Raw genomic sequence first — 21,268 nt, forward strand, 5'->3', positions numbered from 1 at the left:
TCGCAGCCTGTTCAAAGGATGCGACAGGCATCGATGGCTGCGACCGTATGGTTCGACGCGGGCTGGCCCGCACGTGAGGCAGTCAACAGCGGCCTGCTCCCGACCATCAGGCGGCTGACCAGGGAAGATGGAGAACTGGGACGGGAGTATCTAGGGTCAGCTCGTGGCTTTCATCATGGTGTGCGAAGACGACGCGGCGGTCCGGGGCGTGCTCAAGCGCGCCCTGGAGCACGACGGCCACACCGTCTCCGTCGCCGCCACGGCCGACAGCCTGCTGCGGCAGCTCGCACCGGCGCCCCACCTGGTCGTCCTGGATCTCGGACTCCCGGACGCCGACGGCCGCGACGTCTGCCTGGCCCTGCGGGCTCGCGGCGTCGACGCGCCGGTGTTGATGCTCACCGCCTTGGACGGCCTGCATCACAAGGTGGGCGGCTTCGAGGCCGGCGCCGACGACTACATGACCAAACCCTTCGACATTCCGGAACTGCTGGTCCGCGTCCGGGCGCTGCTGCGCCGGGCCACCGTGGCGCCCGCACCGCGCGAGGTCTTCCTCGATCCGGCGAAGCACGTGGTGACCTACGATTCGGTGAGCATGAGCCTGACCCCGACCGAGTTCCGGCTGCTGGGCCGCCTGATCGCCTCGCAGGGCGACGCGGTACGCCGCCATGCCCTCATCGCTGCCGGCTGGCCGCACGGGGCGCAGGTCAGCGACAACACCCTCGACTCCTATGTGCGCCGGCTGCGGGCCAAGCTCGGCCCGCTGGGTGTGGCCGAGCGTCTGGCGACCGTCCGCGGCGTGGGCTACCGATGGCAGTGACGGGATTCCGTAAGCGGGTCGTCGCACTCACCGTGCTGATCGCCACCGCCGTGGTCGCGGTCCTGGTCGTGGTCTCGCACGTGCTGCTGAGCCGGGTGACGGACGCCGACGCGCACGATCTGGCACGTACTCGCGCCGAGGCGGTCGCGGCGAACGTCACCGCCAAAGGCGGCCGTGTCGTACTGACGGAGAACAGCAGCGAGGCGCTGGACGAGGTCGCCTGGGTGTATGCCGACGGCCGCCTGCTCGACGGGAACGTGCCGCCGAGCCTGGTCGATCGCGTCGAGGAGCTGGCGGACGCGGGGCGATCGCAGACCGCGTCGGTCGGCGATTACCTCCTGTATGCGCGGAAGGTCCCGATCGACGGCCACCACGTCATGGTGATCGTCCGGGTGGACCTCACGCCCTACGAGACATCCGAACAGCGCAGCCTGACCTTGACCCTGATACTGGGCGGCCTCACGATCCTCCTCGCCGGCGGTGTCGCACACATCGTGGTGCGGCGCGCGCTGCGGGTCGTGCACGAGATGGCCGCCCTCGCCGACGAATGGGGCCATCACGAACCCGGGCGCCGCTTCAACCTCGGGATCCCCCGCGACGAGTTCGGGGAACTGGGGCTGACCCTGGACCATCTCCTGGAGCGCGTCGACAACGCGCTGGCGGACGAGCGCCGGCTCACCGATGAGATCGCCCACGAGCTGCGGACACCGCTCACGGTCCTGCGGGCCGAGGCGCAGCTGGCACAGCTGTCCGGCGAGCCAGTGCCGCCGGAGGCGGTGCTGAGCGAGGTCGACCGCCTCGATGCGGCGATCACGACGATCCTGCGCGCCGCGCGCGCACGGACGGACAAGGGGACCCGATGCGATCTGCGCTCCGCCGCGCGGCAGGCGATCGCCGGCCGCGCGGTCGAGGTCGCCTTTCCCCCGAAGGTCGAGGTCGCCGTGGCGGCCGACGTCGCCGTGTCGCTGCTGTCGCCCCTCCTGGAGAACGGCCTGCGGCATGCGCGGTCGCGTGTGTGGATCACCGCGCGCAACCAGGGCGAGGCCATCGTGGTCGATGTCCTGGACGACGGCCCCGGATTCGATCCCGCGGACGTGGACCGGGTCTTCGAAGCGGGTGTGACCGGCGGCGACGGGTACGGGCTGGGGCTGCCGGTGGTCCGGCGCATCGCCGCCTCGGCCGGTGCGGAGGTCCGCGCGATCGCGGACGGCCGCGGTCACGTCGAGGTGACACTCCCGGCCGCCCGTGCAACCACGTAGTCAGGTTACGTGCAGCTTCCCCGCGTAAACCTCCCCGCATGACAACGACAACGGAAGCACGCACGCGCAGCGGGCGCCTCATGCTCAACAAGGTCCCCGAGGTCACCCTCTGGTTCTGGGTGATCAAGGTCCTGTGCACGACCGTCGGTGAGAGCTTCGCCGACTGGATCAACATGAAGCTGGGCGTCGGCCTGGTGAACACGGCCTGGATCTTCACCGCGGTGTTCGTGCTGGTCCTGGCCGTCCAGCTGCGGCTGAAGCGGTACGTTCCGTTCCCCTACTGGCTGACCGTCGTCGTTGTCAGCGTCACGGGCACCTTGTACACCGACATCCTGACCGACCAGCTGAACGTGCCGCTGTGGATCAGTTCCGCGGTCTTCTCGGTGCTGCTCGCGGTGGTCTTCGGCGTGTGGTGGGTGCGCGAGCGCACGCTGTCGATCCACTCGGTCACGACGCTGCCACGTGAGTCGTTCTACTGGCTCGCCGTTCTCGTCACCTTCGCGCTCGGCACCGCGACCGGCGACTGGACTCTGGAGCTGACCGGCTGGAGCCCGGGCGTCTCCGTGTTGCTGCCGCTCGGTCTCATCGCGGCGATCACGCTGTTGTGGAAGTTCGGCGCGAACCCGGTGCTGTCCTTCTGGCTCGCCTACATCCTGACCCGCCCGCTGGGCGCGAACATCGGCGACTGGCTCGCCTCCCCCAAGGTCGCCCAGCCGGGCGAACCGACCGGTCTCGCGCTGGGCACGTTCACCACCAGCCTGATCTTCCTCGGCCTGATCCTGGCGACGGTGGTGTACCTGACGGTGACGCGCTCGGACGTGACCGAGACCCACGAGGCGACCCACGCCTCACCGGCCACCAGCAACCCGCGCAAGGAGCGCACCGCGCTGGCCGGCTTCGGACTGCTGGCCGTCGCCACCGCGGGCCTGCTGGTCTGGGCCCACGGCCAGCCGCACGTCGGCCCGGCGCCGGAGGAAGACAACACCTCCGCCGTCCAGATGGCTCCCGGCCAGGCGGTGAAGAAGTTCCCGCCCGCCAAGGTCGCCGCGCTGAAGACCCTCGCCTCCACCTCGCTCAAGGACGCACGCTCGGGTAACGCGACGGGCGCGCACGCGGCCGCCCAGTCGCTGCGCGACCTGTGGGACGCCGACCAGGCGTCGCTGCAGCCGCTGGACCAGACCGGCTGGACCTCCATCGACGCCCAGATGGACAAGATGCTCAAGACGTTCGGTATTGATCACTCGAACCCGCCGATGTCGCCTGCGCAGCAGGAGAAGGAACTGAACGCCCTCCTGACAGACATGGGCTGACAGACCGCACAGCGCCCGGCCGACCCACCCGGCCGACGGGCTCAGTGTGCCGAGGCGGCGCGGAGAACCGCGCTTCCTCGGCACACGCGCGAGCTGCGGACCGCAATTCGGCCAGGGCCGCCTGCGGCAGCCCGGGCATGTCCGCAGACTCTCGTGGGGCGGTCGCTGACCGGATGGCGTCGGCCGAATGGGTGCAGACCCTACTGCGCGAACAGGCGAGGGCCGGTCAACTCTTCGTACCGGCCCCATCGCTCCAGCCGCAGCGCTCGAGGCGGTAGCCATGCCCTCGGAGCGTGGTGATGTGAGGCAACCGGCAAGGGCGGCCGGACTCCTCGGCGGCCTGGGTGAGACGTCGGCGCAGGCCGGCCATGGTGACGTCCAGGGTCTTGGTGGGGCCGAACCAGTTCTCGTCCCACACCTGTGCCATCAGCGTTTCTCGCGAGACGGCGGTGCCGGGGTTCCTGGCGAGCAGGGCGAGGAGGTCGAATTCCTTCGGCCGCAAGGAGATCTCCGTGTCGTGGAGGGTGCAGCGGCGTGCCGTGGTGTCGATGACCAGGTCGCCGAGCCGTAGTGGGGGCTGCGGCTGCGGCGTGATGCTCCGGCGGCGCAGGTGAGCGCGGAGACGGGCCAGCAGGACGGTGAGGCTGAAGGGTTTGACCAGGTAGTCGTCGGCACCTGCGTCCAGGCCGGCGATGACGTCGATGTCGTCGGTACGGGCGGTGAGGATCACGATCAGCACGTCGGGGAGGCAGGCGCGCAGGGTGCGGGCGAGGTCCAGTCCGTCGAGGTCGGGCAGGCCGAGGTCCAGGAGAACTGCGTCGTACGCAGTGCGGTCCGTCTCCGCCAGGGCCGAGGCGCCGGTGCGGCTCCAGGTGGGGGCGTAGCCGTTGACGCGGAGGCCGGTTTCCAGGTGGCGTCCGATGGTGTCGTCGTCCTCGACGACCAGGATGTGCAGGCGGCTGCGGTCCGGTGCGGCAGGCGTGCCCATGGCAACAGAGTAGACAGGTCGCTCCCCTGCAGGCGGGCTCACAGGTCGCGGAGTTCCTCCACCGCGGGGCGCCGGGCACCGCGGATGCCGTTCAGGGCTGCGGCCAGTACGGCGATCAAGGCGGCCAGTCCGGTCAGGGTCAGGTAGACGCCGGGCACCGCCAGGGCGTCGGGTGGCGGGTCGAACACGCCGGTGAGTACCTTGACCAGCATCTCCGACAGCGCCCACCCGATGACGGCACCCCCGGTCAGGCCGCCTGCGGCCAGCAGGAGGGCCTCGGTGAGGACCATGCCGCGCAGCTGGCGTGTGCGTGCGCCGAGGACGGTGGCGATGGCGAAGGTCCGGCGGCGTTCGGCGAGCCCGAGGGCGAGGACCAGTCCCCCGGCTCCGGCGGCCAGCAGGACCGCGAAGGCAAGCTCGATGCGGGTGAGTCCGGCCAGGTCGACGGAGGTCAGGCTGGTGCCGACGGTGCCGCGGGTCTGGGTGAGGTCGCTGACGGTGGCGCTGGTACCGAGCTGCGAGCGCAGGCGCGTGGCGATCTGCTTCTGGTGGGTGCCGCCGGTGTCGAGGAGGAAGGCGCCGACCGCGTCGCTGCCGGTCGCCTTGGCGATGTAGGAGGCGTTGGCGACGAAGAAGCTGTCCTTCGGTGCCGTGGGGAACTCCTTGGCGATGCCCGCGTAGTGGAAGGGGACCGTGCGCAGGGTCTTGGTGCGGGCGTCCTGGATGCGCAGGTTGACGGTGTCGCCGGGGGAGAGCTGGAAGTCGTTGACGGTCTCGACGCTGACCAGCAGGTTGTCGGGCCGTTCGGCGAGGCGCCGCATGAGTTGCCGGGCCGTGCCCCCGGCGAAGTAGGCGTCCTGGAGGGAGGTGGCGCGGGCGATGGTGTCCGGGCGGACGCCGTAGAGGTCCTGGAGATCGGAGCCGACGTAGGCGAAGCGGTGCTGGAGGGGTTCGACGTGCCGTACGCCGGAGATCTTCAGGGCGGATCCGGCGCCGGGTGGGACACGGGCACCGGGTGGTTCGGTGACGGTGACGTCGGCGCCGTTGGTCAGGCGGGCGTCGGCCTCGGCCTGCTGGCGGTATGTGGCGTTGAAGACAGCGGTGGAGAGCGCGAAGGACACGGCGAGGGCGAGCAGCACGACCGAGCGGGCCAGGGGGCGGCGGCGCCGGGAGAGGGCGGCGGCGGTGGTGCCGGCGAGGGTGGCGGTCAGCGGGCGGGCCAGCCGGGCCAGGGCGGGGCGGCCGTGGGTGAGGGCGAGGAGGGTGAGCCGCCACAGCAGCAGGGCGGCGCCGATCCACAGCAGGGCAGGGCCGAGGAAGGCCCAGTACGACACGGAGATGCTGGGCACGCCCTCCGGGGCGAGGACCAACGCGTACTGGTTGCCGGAGGAGGCGCGGAAGACCAGCCAGGAGCCGATCAGGAGGGCGAAGTCCAGGCCGTACCGCATCCACCACGGGTTCCGGGTGCTGCGGGCGCCGGACTCCTTGCGGGTTTCCGCGACGGTCACCGTGTGCAGGTCACGCAGGGCCGGGACGAGGACGGCTCCCGCGGCGACGGCGGCGCCGAGGACGAATGCAGTGCCGTACCAGGCGGCCCAGGTGCCCGCGCCCGCTCCGAAGGAGGCGGCACCGAAGGCGAAGCGGCCGGTCAGTGCGGCGACGCCCAGTCCGGCCAGGCCGCCGGCGAGACCGATCAGCGCCGCTTCCAACCCGGCGAGGGCGGCGATCTGGCGGGGGCGCAGGCCGCGCAGCCGTAGCAGGCCCTGCTCCTGGCGGCGCCGCTCGCCGCCGGCGGAGGCGACCGCGGCGGTCAGGGCGGCGGCCAGGACCGCGCCGGGGACGCCGAGGAAGAGGAAGAGGATCTGGGCGTACAGGGCATCCTGGCGGGCGGAGTCGAGGGCGGCGCCGACGTTGTTGCCGACCAGTGCGGCGCCCGCGGAGCGGGCCTCCAGGTTGTGGGCGGCGCGGGTGACCGCGGTGAAGGCGGCGGCCGGGTCGGAGGGCAGGCGGGCGTCGTCGCGGGCCACGTGGATCTGGGTCGTGACCGCAGAGGCACCCCGGGTCAGCGCGGCGAACCTGGCGGCGGGCAGCAGGACGACGTTGTCCGGAGGCGCGGTCGGCTGGGACTGGCTGGGTGCGCCGACGGTCTGGAAGAGGGAGTCGGCCTGGGGCAGGTCGACGACGCCGTCCACCTTCACCTGCCTCGGCCCGATGCCGGGAAGGTCGATGCCGATGGTGTCGCCGGGAGCAGCGTGCAGGTTGGAGGCGGTCTGCTGGGCCAGCAGGACGCCGCTCGGAGAGCCGGACAGAGTGCGGATCGCGTCGGGGAAGAGGGGGCGGTAGCCGTCGGGCAGGCCGAGGGCCATACCGGGACCGGTGGTCTGGGTGCTGCCCTGAACGCGGGCAGAGAAGCCGGTGGTGCGGGCGAAGCCGACGGGCAGGGCGGCGCGGGTTTCCGGCGCCTTGCGGACCAGGGACATCACCGCGCCGGGATCGGCGCCGGGCTGTACCTGGACCTGCCAGTCGACGGCGACCGAGCGCACGGCACGCTGGGTCATGGTCGCCTTCGACGCCGTGAGGAATGAGCCCAGCGCGGCGACCAGGGCGACCGCGAGAGCGATCCCGGCCAGCGCAGCCAGCAGACGTCCGGTGCGGTGGCGGGCCAGGCCGACCGTCCACGAGCCGATCATGGCACCTCCTCGGGTGCGAGCAGCCGGCCGTCGCGCATGGCGCGCCGGGTGGTGAGGCGGGCGGCGACGGCGGGATCGTGGGTGGTGACGACGAGGGCCGCGCCGGTGTGGTCGGCGGCGGTGAGGAGGGCGTCGAGGACACGGCCGCCGGTGGCGTGGTCGAGGCGGCCGGTGGGCTCGTCGGCGAGGATCAGGCGCGGGGACTGGGCCAGCACCCGGGCGACGGCCACCCGCTGGGCCTGACCACCGGAGATCTCCTCGGGCAGCCGGTCTGCCAGGTCGGCCGCGTCGACCAGTGTGAGCGCCGCGAGGGCGGCCCGCTGGGCCTCGCTTTCCGGGCGGGCGGCGAGGACCAGCGGGAGAGCGGTGTTCTCGACCACGTTCAGGGCCGGGATCAGGCTCTCGCCCTGGAAGACCAGGCCGATGTCGTACGGCCCCAGAAAGGTGGCCCGCCGCACGGTGCCGCTGGTGGCCTGTTCGAGCCCGGCCAACAGGTGCAGCAGCGAACTCTTGCCCGACCCGGAGGGGCCGACGACGGCGAGCCGATCGCCGGACCCGATCTCGAGGTTGGCGCCGTGTACGGCCACGACCGCCCGTGTGCCCCGGCCGAAGGTGAGCGCCGCGTCAGCGCAGGTCACGAGCACTTCATCCCGTGACATCGGGCACCTCCTGCGACGCGGAACGGGCAGTCCGGGCCGAGGCGTCGGTGGCCCTGCCGTCCTCCAGTGCGATCACCCGGTCCGCGCTCCGGACGACTTCCGCGCTGTGCGTCACGATCAGCACCGCGCACCCCTGCGCGGCCCGCTCCCGCAGCATCGCGAGGACCGCCCGCTCGGTCTCTCCGTCGAGTTCGCCGGTCGGCTCGTCGGCCAGCAGGACAGCGGGCGCGTTGGCCAGCGCCACGGCCAGCCCGGCCCGGGCCAGCTCGCCACCGGACAGCTGCCGGGGCAGCGCATGCGTCCGTTCGCCGAGGCCCACCTGGGTCAACAGCTCCCTGGCCGAGGTGACGGGTTTGCGGGCCGCGGCGCGCTGCGGCAGGCGGACGTTGTCCCGCACGCTCAAATGGGACAGGAGATTGCGGGTCTGCAGCAGCACGCCGACGTGCCGGGCGCGCAGCCGGGCCCGCTCGGTCTCGGGCCGGTGGCTGATCCGTACGCCGTCCACGCGGACCTCGCCGCCGGAGGGCTCGTCGAGCCCGGCCAGGCACGCCAGGAGGGTCGACTTGCCGGATCCCGACGGTCCCACGACCGCCACCGTCTCGCCCCGACCGACCTGCACCGACACCCCGAGCAGCGCGAGCGTCTCCTCCTCGCCGGCGCGATAGAAGCGGTACAGCTCACGGGCAGCCAGCACCGGCTCGGACGCCATGGTGCTCACCGCCAGGCGAAGGAGTCGCTGACGATGCGCCACGGGTCGACGTTGTCGGCGTTGACCGGGCCGGACAGGGTCAGATCCACCTCGTGGCCCGACTTGTAGAAGGCGTACCGCTCGAACGCGTCGCGCACCACCTTGCCGGTGACCGGGTCCTTCGCCGAGTCGCCCTGATAGGTCAGCCGGACGACACGGCCGGCGTGCCGGGAGACCTCCGACACCTTCGGCGCGGCGAACTTCGGCACCTGGGAGCGCAGCTTGGGGACGACCGTCTTGGTGACCGAGTCGACCGTGGGCGCGGCGGACGCCGAGACGGCCGTGATCCTCACGGTGTTCAACTTGTCGGTGAACACCGTGCTGCCGCCCTGCTCGGTACGGGCCCAGCCCTCAGGCACCTTCACCGTGAAACCGGTGAAGGACCCGCCTGTCGGCCGGTAGGCGACGTACACCTGGTTGTCGGGGATGTCGCCGGGCGGATTGGACTCGGTGGGAGCGGGTGCCGGGTTGTTCTGCCCGTTTCCGACGCGCGCCGAGGAAGTCGGCGGTGATGACGTCGAACCGGAACCGGAGTGCGAGCCGGAACCGGAACAGCCCGCGGTCACCGCCGCGACGAGCACCATCCCGACTGCCGCGGAGGTCCGTGCGTGTGCTGCCATCACCACTGCCCTCCAAGGAATCCCCCGGACCGGACCGTCATGGCACCCACGCTAGGAAGCGGCCGATTAACGCCCTGCTCGCCGAGGGTTAGACAACGGCAAAAGCGTGCGCCTCGCCCCGCGCGCCCGGCCGAGCCGCCGCATGATGAGGGCATGAGACAGCGCGTGGTGCGAGTCGCCCTCACCGCCGCGTTGGTCGCCGTGGTCCTGCTCGCCGTTCCCCTGGCCCTGGCCATCAGGTCCTCCCTGTACGCCGGGCAGCGGGACACCCTGGAACGCGCGGCCCTCGCCGCGGCCGTACGGGTGAGCCCGGACTATGCGACCGGTGATCCCGTGGAACTGCCCAGGGCGCCGGCAGGGGGGCATCTGGGCCTGTACGACCCGCAGCAGGCCAAACGTGCGGGCAGCGGCCCCCGGACGGCGGACGCGCCGGTCCACCGCGCCTTCGGCGGAGAGGTGGTCCGGGGGCGGTCGGGCGGCGACCTGGTCGCCGCCGTACCGGTCTCCCACGCCGAGCACGTGATCGGCGTGGTCCGCGCGTCCTCCCCCGCCGGCGCCGTACGCGACCGGGTCCTGGCCGCGTGGGCCGTCCTACTGAGCGTGACCGTAGTCGCGTTGACCATCGCGGTGCTGGTCGCCCGTCGGCAGGCTCGGGCGCTGGCCGCCCCGTTGGAGGACCTCTCCCGACACTGTCGGGCCGTCGCCGAAGGGAACCTGAACGCGCGGGCGGCCCCCAGCAACATCGCCGAGATCGATCAGGTGGCCCGCACACACAACACCATGCTGCACAGCCTGTCCGAACTCCTCCGCCGGGAACGGGATTTCGCCGCCAACGCCTCGCACCAGTTGCGCACTCCGCTCACCGGCCTGCAACTCGCCCTGGAATCGGGTCTCGCCCAGGACGACGACGCCCGTCTACGCCCCGTGCTGACCGAGGCACTGGCCACCACCCATCGACTCCACCACACCGTGGAGGAAGTGCTGCGCCTGTCCCGCTCCCCGGACCGGCCCCGCCCGGCCACCGGGGACATCGCGGTGGCACACCTCCTTCAGGAGACGCAGGAGCACTGGCACGGCCTGTTCGCCGCCGACGGCAGACGTCTGGAGTGCGGCACACATGACGCACCCGCGGACGTCCTGGTCCCCGGCGGCCCCGTTTCGGAGGTGCTCGGCGTCCTGCTGGACAATGCACGGGTGCACGGACGCGGAACCGCACGACTGGTGGTGCGGGACCTGAACGACGCCTTCGCCTTCGACGTGAGCGACGAGGGAGCCGCGGAGGGCGAGCCAGCGCAGCTGTTCGACCGTGGACACACCGGCGGCGGCCACGGGACGGGCATCGGCCTCGCCCTCGCTTCCGAACTGGCCCACTCCATCGGCGGCCGACTCTCCCTCACCAGAAGGGCTCCGGCCACGTTCACCCTCCTCGTCCCGGTCCGCGGGGCCGGCTCCGAAGACAACGCACCGGCCTGCAGATGAATGCCTCACTCCGACATGCTCGGCTCCGGGGTGTGGCTCGTTCGCCTGCCCTCGTGTCGAGCCGGTCCGATGGGCCCGGATCCACGACGGCCACCGCACAGACGGGGGACCTGCGACACCGCCGGGCGTGACAGCCCGCAGCCGTGCCCTGCCCCGCCCTCACTCCCATCGCCCCGGCCACTCCCACGCAGGGGATCGCCAATACGGGCGTCCACGGCCCCACCCACCTCACCGTCGTCTGGTGAACGACCACCAGTCCGAGAGCCTCCGTCACCCGGTACGCCCCCCGGGGCCCGAGTCGCACGGTGCGAGTCGGGCCACAGGCGAGTCCTGAACGCGGACGGCATCGCCGTCGGTCGCTCCTGGGAACTGGGAATACGGATTCGCGCTTGATCTTTGAACGCGGTGGCACGGTTCGCGTCGGCGCCTCTGACGCGCGGCCGTCCAAGCCTTGTCCCGACGAGAAAGTGCGGTGATCACGCGATGCAGGCGGTGCGGTTCCACGAATACGGCGGGATCGATGTGCTGCGGGTGGAGGAGGTGGAGCGGCCGGTCCCCGGTCCTGGGCAGGTGCTGGTGGAGGTCCGTGCGGCCGGGATCCAGCCCGGCGAGGCGCACATCCGCACGGGTGCGCTGCACGAACGCTGGCCGGCGGCGTTTCCCTCGGGGCAGGGCAGCGATCTGGCCGGCGTCGTGGTGGAGGCCGGCCCGCACGTCCGGGGTTTCGCGGTGGGCGACGAGGTTCTGGGCTTCACGCACAGGCGGGCCAGCCATGCGCAGTTCGTCGTGGTCGACGACGTGAACCTGGTATCCCGTCCGGCGGGGTTGGCCTGGGAGGTGGCCGGGGCGCTGTACGTGGCCGGCACGACTGCCTACGCCACGGTGTTCGCGGTGGACCCCGGCCCGGACGACACGGTCGTCGTCTCCGGTGCGGCGGGCGGCGTCGGGTCGCTTGCCGTGCAGCTCGCGCGGCGGCGCGGCGCCACGGTGATCGGGCTGGCGAGCGAGCGGAACCACGCCTGGTTGAAGGATCGCGGTGTCCTCCCGGTCGAGTACGGGCCAGGTGTGGCCGAGCGGATCCGTCAGGCGTCCGGCGGGAGGGTCGACGCGTTCATCGACACCTTCGGCGACGGTTACGTGGCACTGGCAGTGGAGCTGGGCGTGCGGCCCGAGCGAATCAACACGATCCGCGATTGGCAGGCCGCGGCCGAGGTCGGCGCGCGGACCTACGGAGAAGGTGCGGCGGCGTGTGCGGTCGTGCTCGGCGAGTTGGCCCGGCTTGCCGCGCGTGGGCAGCTCGAGGTGCCGATCGCCCGCACCTACCCGCTGGAACAGGTGCGAGACGCCTTCCGCGAGCTGGAACAGCAGCACACCCATGGCAAGATCGTGCTCCGGCCCTGGCCGCGGCTGCCGAGGTGACCGTCGAGCAGGCATCCCCGAACGCGCGCAACGTCAATGCGCACGGCGATGTGGCGGTTCGGGAGGACGAAACGGCCGGCGTGACGACACGTTCGAACGGCTCGCCTTCACGGGTGCGAGAGGCGCGCGGCTTGCGCGGACGCCAGTCCTTCCGCCCGAACCAGCGCGCCCGATCAGCCAGATCGGCCACCAGTCGCTTGGCGAGTCGCTCGGAGGACGTGGGGTTCTGGCCCGTGTACAGATTGCCGGTCGACCACCACGAACGGGAGTAGGGGGCAGGCGTGCCTTGACGTAATCAGCGCCGCCCTCGCGCAGGCGGTCCTCGAGGAACCAGGGAGCCTTGCGGCCGAAGCCGTTGAGCTTTTCCTCGGCGTTGGAGAGGCCCGTCATCCGGTATCCGGCGAACGGCCATATGCCGTCCTCGTTCTTGGCCGCAAGCGTGGCGGCCGGCGCGTGGCACAGGAGTGCCAACGGCTTGCCGGAGTGGAGCATCCGGGTGAGCAGTGCGCCGGAGACCGGGTCGTCCGCGAGATCCTCCATCGGGCCGTGTCCACCTGGGTAGAACACTGCGTCGAACTGGTCCGGGTCGATGTTCTCCAGTGCCTCGGGGCTGTTCAGCGGGCTCTGGATGGAGTCCAGGTACCTGGCGACCTCGCGCAGCTTGGACGGGAGGCCGGCGGTGCGGGACATGCTGAGCCGGTCCAGTGTCGGGGCCTTGCCGCCCGGGGTGGCGATCGTGATGTCCGCCCCTGCTTCGCTGAAGATCTTGTGCGGCATGGCCAGTTCCTCATCAGCGCATCCAGGGCTTCACCCCGCCGGCGAGCATCAGCCCGGCAACCTGGGCCACCCTCCTGACCGGCGCGCCGAAGGTCCTCAAGGCGGTCGCCGTCCGGCCGTACAGAGGGCCGGCCAGGTGCCGGCCTGCCAGGCGCTCAGTGGGGGGATGCCGGCCAAGCCTCGTCCTGCCGGTCGCCATCGCTCCCGGAGCAGCATGCCCGGGTGGTGATGAGGGAGCGCTGCCACCGGTCAGCGTGACGAGCAGCGTGGCGATCGACCGGAGGGGCCCCAGGCGGTCGCGGAGAGCGACGAGCACCTGGGGACCTTCCACCGGCGCGCTTACGCGGCGCCCTGTGATGCGGTCAGCCAGGTGCGGTAGCGGCGCAGGGCCCGTCGCTGCTTTCGCCGTTCGGAGATGAGGGCGAGTGCCGGGTGGGTGTTGGGTGTGGGGTGGCTTCCCCGGGCGATGCGGCGCATCTGGTGGCGGACCTGTGCCATGCCGGCAGCGGAGGCGAGGGCCTTGTCGGACCAGGTGACCGGCCGCAGCTGCTCGTCGGCCTCGCGGCCCCGGCGCCAGCGGTCGGGCAGGTCCGGGGTGACGGCGAGGGCAGTGCCCATCCCGATGATCGCCACACCGCTGTCGAGGACCCGCTCCGCGGTGTGGCGCCGGGTGATGCCGCCGGTGAGCATCAGCGGCAGCGGGCTCGTCTTGACCAGGTCTTTCGCCAGGTCGAGGAAGTACGCCTCGCGGGCCTGGGTACGCGCGTCGGCGGGGCGTCCCGACATCGCCGGGCTCTCATAGCTGCCGCCCGACAGTTCGACCAGATCGACGCCGAGCGGTGCGAGCATCTCGATCACCTGGCGTGCGTCGTCGGCGTCGAACCCGCCACGCTGGAAGTCGGCGGAGTTGAGCTTCACCGCGACCGCGAAGGTCGGGGAGACGGCGGCGCGTACGGCGCGGACGACGTCGAGCAGCATCCGGGCCCGGTTCTCCAGCGATCCGCCCCACTGGTCGGTGCGCTTGTTGACCAGGGGGGACAGGAACTGCGACAGCAGGTAGCCGTGTGCGGCGTGGACCTCCACGCCGTCGAAGCCCGCCTGTTCGGCGCGCTGGGCCGTGACGGCGTACCGGGTCACGGTGGCCTGGATCTGCTCGGGCGTCATGGCGACGGGGCGGCCGAAGCGGCTGCTGTGCCTGCCGAGGTCGACGGCGACCGCGGACGGGCCCCACACGACTCCGGGCATGTCGGATCCGATCTGGCGGCCGGGGTGGTTGATCTGCATCCAGATCGCCCCGCCGCCGGACTTGCCGGCCTTGGCCCACTCGATGAAGGGCTCCAGTGGAGCGGCCTCGTCGAGCACCACGCCGGCAGGGCCGGTCAGTGCCTCGGCGTGGACCATGACGTTGCCGGTGATCAGCAGTCCGGTCCCGCCGGCGGCCCAGCGCCGGTACAGACCGAAAAGTTCCTTGTCCGGGAGCTGGCCGTCGCCGGCCATGTTCTCCTCCATGGCCGCCTTCGCGATCCGGTTGTTGAGTACCGGTCCGGAGCGCAGGGACAGGGGCGAGAACAGCTCGCTGGTCATCCGAGTTCCCCTCTCATATCTCAATCGCCTACGATGTGTGCAGCGTTCACATTACGTCGGCGATGTAAGCGGCGTAAACATGAGGGAGTGTGACCTATGCCGCAAGCGGGCGGCACCTATCACCACGGCGATCTGCGCGCCGCCTGTCTGCGTGCCGCGCGGGAACTTCTGGAGGAGGACGGCAGCGCCGGGCTGTCCCTGCGGGCGGTGGCGCGGCGGGCCGGCGTGTCGGCGACGGCTCCCTATCGCCACTACGCGGACCGTGACGCGCTCGTCTCCGCGGTCGCCGCGCAGGGCTACCGCGAACTCGCCGAACATCTGGCCGCGGCGCATCCCTCACCCACGACTCCCGACGAGCTCGCGGCGGTCGCCGTCGCCTACGTCCGCTTCGCGCTCGAACGCCCGGCGCTGTTCCGGGTGATGTTCGCGGAGCCCTGCGATCCGAACAGCGAGGAACGGGTTGCCGCGACCACCGCGATCTCGGAATACGTCCGCGGGATCGTCCGCGGCGCCTTCCCCGGTGCCGACGCGGAGGCGCTGTCGACCACGGTATGGGCCCTCGTGCACGGTCTGGCGTTCCTGCACCTCGACGGCAAGCTCGACACCTCCACCCCCGACGTGGTCGCCGACCAGGTCCGCGCCGCCGTCCGCGCCCTGTTCACCGCCCCTGCGGCGCTGTCGCGGGCGAGGGCCTAGCGGAAGACCGTACGGCTCCATTTCGGCGTTGAGCCCACGTCGGGAAGCTCTCCGGCGCAGTGGCGCACTCGCGGTGAACGCACGGCAGATCCACAACCGCTGCCACCACGGCCGGACCCGCAACCCCGCCTTCCGCCACCTCTGGCCGGCGGTCAACCACCTCGACCACCGATGCCGGCCGACGATCCGCAGATCCGGCAGCTGACGCGAGAGACACCGACATGCCCTTGATCTCCCTGGTCCGGCACGGACAGGCGTCCTTCGGAGCGAAGGACTACGACGCCCTGTCCGCCCTGGGCCGCGAACAGGCCACCGCTGTCGGCCAGGAACTCGCCCGCCGCGGCCTGCGCGACCCGCACCTCATGACCGGCACTCTCACCCGCCAGCGCGATACCGCCCGACTGCTGGCGGCAGCGGCCGGATTCACGTCCCCCGTGCGCGAGGACCCACGCTGGAACGAGTACGACCACGTCGCCCTGCTGGCCCGCTACACCGACCCGGCCCCGGACGACCAGGCGGACTCCCAGGCCCTGCAGGGGCTGCTCGACCGAGCGCTGGGAGCGTGGATCGAGGACGCCGAGGAGACCGCTCCCGACGGATGGACCGCCTTCCGGAAGGGGATCGAGGTCGCGCTGAACGAGCTGTCCACCAGCCTCGGCCAAGGCCGCGACGCGGTCGTCGTCACCTCGGGCGGTGTCCTTGCCGCGCTCTGCGGCGTCCTGCTGTCGCTGCCGCCCGCAGCAGTCGTGGCACTCAACCGCGTCACGGTCAACGCCGCCGTCACCACCCTCGCCGTCGGCCGCTCCGGAACCAGCCTCCTCACCTTCAACGACCACGCCCACTTCACGGGGGACCGGCGCGGATTGCTCAGCTACCGCTGAGGGCGTCCGGCGGCGCTTCCACGGGGCCGGCTCCCGCGGAGGGGCGAGCCGGCCTGGCAGAAGCATCGAACAGGCCGGAGGTAGCGGCTTGAGCACGGCATCGGGCACCTGGACAACCGACCGGCGTCGGCTCGCGACGCGCTCTCCGTCTTGCTGCGCGCCTACGAGGGGGTGCGGCCGAGGCAGGCCCGGACGGTTACCCCGTGCTACCCTGCAACTTTTGCAGCGTCGCTGTGTCGGTGCCCGGTTCGGTGTCCCTGGCTGGTGGCCGCGTCCCCGCCGCGCCTTCCTCGGTACGGTCCCTTCGGAGGAAGGCTTTCTGTGAGTGAATCAGCACGTGCCGATGCCCGGCAGCAGGACGATGTGTCCGAGGCGGGGGGTGCCATCGCGGCGCCGCCCCCGGCAGCGTCCTTCGCGGAGCTGGGGCTGCCGGCCGAGATGCTGCGGGCGCTCGACGAGCACGGTGTGACGGTGCCCTTCCCCATCCAGGCGGCGGCACTGCCCAACGCGCTCGCGGGGCGGGACGTCCTGGGCCGGGGTCGCACCGGATCCGGCAAGACGCTCGCCTTCGGCCTGGGGATGCTGGCCCGGACGGCCGGGCGGCGCGCGCAGCCCAAGGAGCCGCTGGCGCTCGTTCTGGTGCCCACCCGGGAGCTGGCGCAGCAGGTCGGTGAGGCGCTCACCCCGTACGCCGAGGCGCTGCGGCTGCGGATCGCGACCGTGGTGGGCGGGGTGTCCATCGGACGGCAGGCCGCCGTGCTGCGGGACGGCGCCGAGATCGTCGTCGCCACGCCCGGCCGGCTGCACGACCTCATCGACCGCAAGGGATGCCGACTGGGACGGGTGCGCATCACGGTCCTGGACGAGGCCGACCAGATGTGTGACATGGGGTTCCTGCCGCAGGTCACCGAGATCCTGGACCAGGTGCGCCCTGACGGGCAGCGGATGTTGTTCTCCGCCACCCTCGACCGCGACGTCGACCAGCTGGTGCAGCGCTACCTGCGCAACCCCGCCGTGCACTCCGTGGACCCCTCGTCCAGCGCGGTCTCGGCGATCGAGCACCACGTCCTCGTCGTGCACGGCCCGGACCGGTACGCCGTGACCACGGAGATCGCAGCCCGGGACGGCCGCGTTCTGCTGTTCCTGGACACCAAGCACGGCGTCGACCAGCTCACACGGCATCTGCGGGCCAACGGCGTGGCCGCCGCCGCCCTGCACAGCGGGAAGTCCCAGCCACAGCGCACCCGGACCCTGGCCCAGTTCAAGAACGGGGAGGTCACCGCGCTGGTGGCGACGAACGTCGCCGCACGCGGCCTGCACGTCGACGACCTCGACCTCGTGGTCAACGTCGACCCGGCCACCGACCCGAAGGACTATCTGCACCGCGCGGGCCGCACTGCCAGGGCCGGCCGCTCCGGCACCGCCGTGACACTCGTCCTGTCGGGACAGCGCCGCGAGACGAGCCAGGTCATGGCGGACGCCGGCGTCGCCCCCAAGGTCACCAAAGTGCGGTCCGGCGAAGCGGAACTGAGCCGGATCACCGGCGCCAGGGCTGCCTCCGGAAAGCCTCTCGACGGCGGGCCGTCCGTACCGCGCCCCAAGAACCACAACGCCCCGTTTCGCGGCCTGGGCACCACCAAGGACGCGAAGGGCGGCTCCGGTGGCAGGCCGTCCCGCAAGAGCAGCGAGGCCCGCAGGCTCGCGGATGCCCGCGCGGCGGCCCGGGTGCGGCGCGGCGGCTGAACACGGCTTCCCGGACTGCCGGGCGGTGTCTTCGTCTACGCTGCTGGACGGATACGCGGGACCGGAGATCGGCCGGGGTGCACCGGACGGCGTCACGTACGGGTGACCGTGCGCAGGGGGAGGCCTGCAGGCGATGGAGAACAGCGCGGATCTGCCACGGCGGATCGGTGTCTACACCGTCGAGCGAGAGCTGGGTGCGGGCGGCATGGGGACGGTCTACCTCGCCCGGTCACGGAGCGGTCGGGCCGTCGCGGTCAAGGTGGCCCGCCCCGAACTGGCGGCCGACCCGCACTTCCGTCAGCGGTTCCGCGCAGAGGTCGAGGCCGCCCGCAGAGTCGGCGGTTTCCACACGGCTCCGGTCGTGGACGCCGATCCCGAGGCGGAGACGCCCTGGCTGGCCACCGCGTACATCCCCGGCCCCACGCTCGCCGAACTGATCGAGCGTCAAGGACCCATGGACGAAGGGCAGTTGACGGCACTCGGGGCAGCGCTGGCCGAGGCGCTCCAAGCCGTCCACGCCTGCGGGCTGGTACACCGGGATCTGAAGCCGGGCAACATCATCATGGCCGACGACGGCCCACGCGTCCTCGACTTCGGCATCGCGAGGGCCGTGGAGTCCACCCGGCTGACCGCCACCGGGGCGGCCTTCGGCACTCCCGGATACCTCGCGCCCGAGCAGGCGCAGGGCGACGAAGTCGGCGGTGCCGCCGATGTGTTCGCGCTCGGGGCCGTGCTCGTCGCGGCGGCCGGAGGCAGGGCGTTCGGCACCGGAACGCCCATGGGGCTGATGTACCGGTCGGTGCACGAGCCCGCGGATCTCTCCGCACTGCCGGGGGAGTTGCGGCCGCTGGTCGCCGCCTGCCTGTCCAAGGATCCGGCCGACCGTCCCACGCCCGAGGCGCTCCTGAGCTCGCTCATGCCGGACCCGGACCCGAACACGATCGCGCTCGGGACCCCTGACCGGCCGCGCGCCGCGCCGCCGGCCCCGGTCGTTCCTCCCGCCGATCCCGGCCGCGTCGACGAACCTCTCCGGCCTGCCCCGGCCGCACCCTCGCGCAGGCCCCGCGCAACCACCCTGCTGATCGTGGCCGCGGCCGTGGCGAGCGCGCTTGTGGGCGTCATCCTCGCCTTCACATGGCAAGGGGACGACGACAAGCGCGGCGGACCCTCCGTCGCCGCTTCGGATTCCCGGCGGGCCACGTCGCAGGCTTCCGCTCCGCCGTCCACGCCCCCATCGTCCCGGGTGAGCGAAGCCCCCAAGGACCGGGTCACCGTCGTGGTGACCGCCAAGAGCAGCCGGAGCTGGATCTCGGCGAAGGGCCACAACGGCCTCGTGCTGTTCGACGGGCTGCTGGACAACGGCGAGACCAAGACCCTCACGGACAAGGACCAGATCAACCTGATCCTTGGCGATGCCTCCGCCGTCCAGCTTGTCGTCAACGGCAAGGCGGTCTCGGACGACTTCCCGTCCGGCCAGGTCGAACGTCTCACCTACACCAGAGGCGACTAGGGCACCTATCCGGTGCGGCAACGGCAGCAGTTCGAGGGGGTGATGTGGCGGTATCGGGTCGGCCGCGAGACTGCCCTCCGCGGGCGGGGAAGCCAAGTGTTTCCCGTTCGGTGGGTTTGACCGTCTGTTAGCGTGCGCGGATGGAAGATCTGGAACTCGTGGCTTGGCCGCCTGAGCCGCTCAGGACCGAGCGGCTCGTGCTCCGAGAGCCCGAATCGCGGGATCGTGCGGCGTTCATCGAACTGCTCGCCTCATCAGAGGTGCACACCTACCTCGGCGGTCCCCGCTCCCGTGACGAGCTCGAGCGCGAGACACCTGAGGTGCCCGAGCGGTGGCCCGGAAGTTTCGTCGTCGAACTCGACGGGGCGATGATCGGCCATATCCTGCTCAGGAGAGCAACCGGGCATCGTCGCCCGGCTGCCGTGGGGAAGGCCGATCTCGGCTACTTGTTCCTGCCGCGGGCATGGGGATCCGGGTACGCCACCGAGGCGTGCGCGGCGGCACTCGGCTGGCTCGCCGACGCCCTTCCCGGCGAGCCGGTGGTGCTCACCACTCAGACCGCCAACGTCGGCTCGATGCGCCTTGCGGCGAAGCTGGGGTTCACCGAGGTAGAGCGGTTCGAGGCATGGGGCGCCGAGCAGTGGCTCGGCATGAGGTCCCCGGTCACGCCGGGTTGAGTTCGTGACGGAACGGCCGGCGAAGTACGGTGATCTCGGGTCGCCTCGGCTCCTCGTACGGTTGCCTGCGCCCTGCCTGGGCGCATCACTGCCCGGGGAGGGCAGCGTGGCACTGTTCCGTCATGACTGAGGACACCCAGGAATAGGCCACTCGAAGCCTGGCCGTCTGGGAAGGTGAGCGACCGCCCGGCGACCTTGCTGCTGGTCAGACCACATCTGGTCGAGCTCTAGCAGGGCCTGAAGGGGCCGCCCCGGCCGGCGAGCCGCACGCCATGCGACGCTTCGCGGGGCTCATCGGGCCCTTACGGGTCGCGGCGGTCGACAGCGGCCGGGCCGATGACACGGGCGATACGGCAGACCTCACCATGCAGGTTGTATAACCAGGTCATGATCTATCACGTTGTTCCACTGGATGACTGGACCGCGCAGCCTGACCAGCCGTACACACCCGGTTCGCTCGCCGAGGACGGATTCGTCCACTGCGCCCCCGACGAGGCGACCACGCTGGCCGTCGTCAACGCCTTCTATCGGGATGCGCCGAGGCCGTTGCTGGCTCTGCTCCTCGACGAGGGCCGCCTCACCGCGAAGTGTGTTTTCGAGGCCGCGGATCCCGCCCCGCCGCCCGGGACTGCCGACGGTGTCCTGTTCCCGCATGTGTTCGGCCCGCTCAACCGCGACGCCGTCGAGCGTGTCCTGGAGGTCGAGTGGGACGCTGACGGCCGGGCGACAGGACTGCGGGATGTGAGTTGACACTGAGCTTCCCGGCTCTGGACGGCTCGGATCGGCTGGAGAATGGTTTGGCCAGTGCTCGGCGTAGAGATCATCATGTGGGAATGTCTGAGAACCGATCCGCTGGGGCACCGACTGTGGTGCGGCTTGCCCAGTACACGAAGGCGGACCAGGAAGAGATCCTCGGAAGCGGCGATGATCCCTTCGGTGTCGCCTGGACCGGTCTGACCTGGCTGCCGAAAGAAGTGCACTTCGGCATCAGGCATGACGGCCGCCTCGTGGCACACACCGGCCTGCTGCGGCTGCCCGTCGCGATCGGTGACGCCGAGACAGAGGTGATGGGCCTCGGCGGTGTGGCCGTCGCACCCGGCATGCAAGGTCAGGGGCTGGCGCGGCTCGTCGTCGCAGCCGCACTGGAGCACGCCCGCACGATGGGTCCTCAGCACGCACTCCTGTTCTGCCGGCCTCCCCTCGTATCGCTCTACCAGCGCCTCGGATGGCACCCGCTCGACAACGACGTACTCGTCGAACAACCCGGAGCCCGCCTGGTGCCCATGCCGCTGCGGACCATGGTGACGCCCCTGCACGACGACGCCCGCTGGCCCTCAGGGCCAGTACGCCTGTTCTCGCTCCCCATGTGACGGGCTGCTTCAGCCTTCAAGAACACCGGGGACGCGACCGG

General features: G+C 71.4%; 18 protein-coding genes and 1 pseudogene. 12 read left to right on the forward strand and 7 right to left on the reverse strand.

What is annotated here, in order from left to right:
- Positions 1 to 163 precede the first annotated feature (163 nt).
- From FB157_RS44340 to FB157_RS44350, 3 genes are read left to right on the forward strand one after another with little or no spacing between them, the layout of a single operon-like run.
- Positions 164 to 817, forward strand: coding sequence for a response regulator transcription factor (locus tag FB157_RS44340; RefSeq protein ID WP_145887113.1), 654 nt, complete (start codon positions 164 to 166; stop codon positions 815 to 817).
- Positions 808 to 2,076, forward strand: coding sequence for a sensor histidine kinase KdpD (locus FB157_RS44345; RefSeq protein ID WP_145887115.1), 1,269 nt, complete (start codon positions 808 to 810; stop codon positions 2,074 to 2,076). The genes FB157_RS44340 and FB157_RS44345 overlap by 10 nt, the downstream gene beginning before the upstream one ends.
- Before the next feature lie 38 nt (positions 2,077 to 2,114).
- Positions 2,115 to 3,386: a hypothetical protein gene (locus tag FB157_RS44350; RefSeq protein ID WP_145887116.1), complete on the forward strand. Its 1,272-nt coding sequence runs from the start codon at positions 2,115 to 2,117 to the stop codon at positions 3,384 to 3,386.
- 226 nt (positions 3,387 to 3,612) lie between these two features.
- Here FB157_RS44350 and FB157_RS44355 read toward each other — a convergent pair whose 3' ends face one another.
- From FB157_RS44355 to FB157_RS44375, 5 genes are read right to left on the reverse strand one after another with little or no spacing between them, the layout of a single operon-like run.
- Complete coding sequence (locus FB157_RS44355; RefSeq protein WP_145887118.1) at positions 3,613 to 4,374, reverse strand: response regulator transcription factor; 762 nt, start codon at positions 4,372 to 4,374, stop codon at positions 3,613 to 3,615.
- A 38-nt stretch (positions 4,375 to 4,412) separates the two neighbouring features.
- Positions 4,413 to 7,064, reverse strand: coding sequence for an ABC transporter permease (locus tag FB157_RS44360; RefSeq protein ID WP_145887120.1), 2,652 nt, complete (start codon positions 7,062 to 7,064; stop codon positions 4,413 to 4,415).
- The gene (locus FB157_RS44365) at positions 7,061 to 7,723 is read right to left on the reverse strand and encodes an ABC transporter ATP-binding protein (protein ID WP_145887122.1); all 663 of its coding nucleotides are present in this window, start codon (positions 7,721 to 7,723) and stop codon (positions 7,061 to 7,063) included. The genes FB157_RS44360 and FB157_RS44365 overlap by 4 nt, the downstream gene beginning before the upstream one ends.
- Positions 7,710 to 8,432 (reverse strand): ABC transporter ATP-binding protein, encoded by a 723-nt coding sequence (locus FB157_RS44370; RefSeq protein ID WP_145887124.1) that lies wholly within the window; start codon positions 8,430 to 8,432, stop codon positions 7,710 to 7,712. The genes FB157_RS44365 and FB157_RS44370 overlap by 14 nt, the downstream gene beginning before the upstream one ends.
- A 5-nt stretch (positions 8,433 to 8,437) precedes the next feature.
- Positions 8,438 to 9,091 (reverse strand): hypothetical protein, encoded by a 654-nt coding sequence (locus tag FB157_RS44375; RefSeq protein WP_145887126.1) that lies wholly within the window; start codon positions 9,089 to 9,091, stop codon positions 8,438 to 8,440.
- 153 nt (positions 9,092 to 9,244) lie between these two features.
- On the opposite strand from FB157_RS44375, the gene FB157_RS44380 reads away from it, so the two are divergent.
- The gene (locus FB157_RS44380) at positions 9,245 to 10,570 is read left to right on the forward strand and encodes a HAMP domain-containing sensor histidine kinase (protein ID WP_145887127.1); all 1,326 of its coding nucleotides are present in this window, start codon (positions 9,245 to 9,247) and stop codon (positions 10,568 to 10,570) included.
- Positions 10,571 to 11,053: 483 nt separating this feature from the next.
- Positions 11,054 to 11,989: an NADP-dependent oxidoreductase gene (locus FB157_RS44385; protein ID WP_145887129.1), complete on the forward strand. Its 936-nt coding sequence runs from the start codon at positions 11,054 to 11,056 to the stop codon at positions 11,987 to 11,989.
- Between the two features lie 166 nt (positions 11,990 to 12,155).
- Here FB157_RS44385 and FB157_RS44390 read toward each other — a convergent pair.
- Together FB157_RS44390 and FB157_RS44395 are read right to left on the reverse strand one after the other, a co-directional pair.
- Positions 12,156 to 12,766: pseudogene (locus FB157_RS44390) on the reverse strand (type 1 glutamine amidotransferase domain-containing protein); the annotation flags it as partial.
- 339 nt (positions 12,767 to 13,105) lie between these two features.
- Positions 13,106 to 14,350 (reverse strand): NADH:flavin oxidoreductase/NADH oxidase family protein, encoded by a 1,245-nt coding sequence (locus FB157_RS44395; RefSeq protein ID WP_145887131.1) that lies wholly within the window; start codon positions 14,348 to 14,350, stop codon positions 13,106 to 13,108.
- 96 nt (positions 14,351 to 14,446) lie between these two features.
- On the opposite strand from FB157_RS44395, the gene FB157_RS44400 reads away from it, so the two are divergent.
- The 7 genes from FB157_RS44400 (at position 14,447) to FB157_RS44430 (ending at position 21,227) form a co-directional block, all read left to right on the forward strand.
- A complete protein-coding gene (locus FB157_RS44400; RefSeq protein WP_145887133.1) occupies positions 14,447 to 15,046 on the forward strand; it encodes a TetR/AcrR family transcriptional regulator in 600 nt (199 codons plus the stop codon).
- Positions 15,047 to 15,267: 221 nt separating this feature from the next.
- On the forward strand, positions 15,268 to 15,927 hold the full coding sequence (locus FB157_RS44405; protein WP_145887135.1) for a histidine phosphatase family protein: 660 nt from the start codon (positions 15,268 to 15,270) through the stop codon (positions 15,925 to 15,927).
- Positions 15,928 to 16,248: 321 nt separating this feature from the next.
- The gene (locus FB157_RS44410; protein ID WP_145887137.1) at positions 16,249 to 17,670 is read left to right on the forward strand and encodes a DEAD/DEAH box helicase; all 1,422 of its coding nucleotides are present in this window, start codon (positions 16,249 to 16,251) and stop codon (positions 17,668 to 17,670) included.
- 133 nt (positions 17,671 to 17,803) lie between these two features.
- Positions 17,804 to 19,180 carry a RodZ domain-containing protein gene (locus FB157_RS44415; protein WP_145887139.1) on the forward strand — a complete coding sequence of 459 codons (1,377 nt, stop codon included), beginning with the start codon at positions 17,804 to 17,806 and terminating at the stop codon, positions 19,178 to 19,180.
- 140 nt (positions 19,181 to 19,320) lie between these two features.
- Positions 19,321 to 19,857, forward strand: a complete 537-nt coding sequence (locus FB157_RS44420; protein WP_145887141.1) for a GNAT family N-acetyltransferase — start codon at positions 19,321 to 19,323, stop codon at positions 19,855 to 19,857.
- A gap of 387 nt (positions 19,858 to 20,244) precedes the next feature.
- Positions 20,245 to 20,607 (forward strand): DUF952 domain-containing protein, encoded by a 363-nt coding sequence (locus tag FB157_RS44425; protein WP_145887142.1) that lies wholly within the window; start codon positions 20,245 to 20,247, stop codon positions 20,605 to 20,607.
- Between the two features lie 83 nt (positions 20,608 to 20,690).
- A complete protein-coding gene (locus FB157_RS44430) occupies positions 20,691 to 21,227 on the forward strand; it encodes a GNAT family N-acetyltransferase (RefSeq protein WP_145887144.1) in 537 nt (178 codons plus the stop codon).
- The last annotated feature ends 41 nt before the right edge of the window (positions 21,228 to 21,268 follow it).

It is taken from the genome of Streptomyces sp. BK340 (genome assembly GCF_007827595.1).
Taxonomy (GTDB): domain Bacteria; phylum Actinomycetota; class Actinomycetes; order Streptomycetales; family Streptomycetaceae; genus Streptomyces.

Bases quoted from the DNA above. Each gene is read 5' to 3' on its own strand.
- FB157_RS44345 (WP_145887115.1), top strand. From the start codon at position 808: ATGGCAGTGACGGGATTCCGTAAGCGGGTCGTCGCACTCACCGTGCTG.
- FB157_RS44350 (WP_145887116.1), top strand. From the start codon at position 2,115: ATGACAACGACAACGGAAGCACGCACGCGCAGCGGGCGCCTCATGCTC.
- FB157_RS44355 (WP_145887118.1), bottom strand. From the start codon at position 4,374: ATGGGCACGCCTGCCGCACCGGACCGCAGCCGCCTGCACATCCTGGTC.
- FB157_RS44360 (WP_145887120.1), bottom strand. From the start codon at position 7,064: ATGATCGGCTCGTGGACGGTCGGCCTGGCCCGCCACCGCACCGGACGT.
- FB157_RS44365 (WP_145887122.1), bottom strand. From the start codon at position 7,723: ATGTCACGGGATGAAGTGCTCGTGACCTGCGCTGACGCGGCGCTCACC.
- FB157_RS44370 (WP_145887124.1), bottom strand. From the start codon at position 8,432: ATGGCGTCCGAGCCGGTGCTGGCTGCCCGTGAGCTGTACCGCTTCTAT.
- FB157_RS44375 (WP_145887126.1), bottom strand. From the start codon at position 9,091: ATGGCAGCACACGCACGGACCTCCGCGGCAGTCGGGATGGTGCTCGTC.
- FB157_RS44380 (WP_145887127.1), top strand. From the start codon at position 9,245: ATGAGACAGCGCGTGGTGCGAGTCGCCCTCACCGCCGCGTTGGTCGCC.
- FB157_RS44385 (WP_145887129.1), top strand. From the start codon at position 11,054: ATGCAGGCGGTGCGGTTCCACGAATACGGCGGGATCGATGTGCTGCGG.
- FB157_RS44395 (WP_145887131.1), bottom strand. From the start codon at position 14,350: ATGACCAGCGAGCTGTTCTCGCCCCTGTCCCTGCGCTCCGGACCGGTA.
- FB157_RS44400 (WP_145887133.1), top strand. From the start codon at position 14,447: ATGCCGCAAGCGGGCGGCACCTATCACCACGGCGATCTGCGCGCCGCC.
- FB157_RS44405 (WP_145887135.1), top strand. From the start codon at position 15,268: ATGCCCTTGATCTCCCTGGTCCGGCACGGACAGGCGTCCTTCGGAGCG.
- FB157_RS44415 (WP_145887139.1), top strand. From the start codon at position 17,804: ATGGAGAACAGCGCGGATCTGCCACGGCGGATCGGTGTCTACACCGTC.
- FB157_RS44420 (WP_145887141.1), top strand. From the start codon at position 19,321: ATGGAAGATCTGGAACTCGTGGCTTGGCCGCCTGAGCCGCTCAGGACC.
- FB157_RS44425 (WP_145887142.1), top strand. From the start codon at position 20,245: ATGATCTATCACGTTGTTCCACTGGATGACTGGACCGCGCAGCCTGAC.
- FB157_RS44430 (WP_145887144.1), top strand. From the start codon at position 20,691: ATGTCTGAGAACCGATCCGCTGGGGCACCGACTGTGGTGCGGCTTGCC.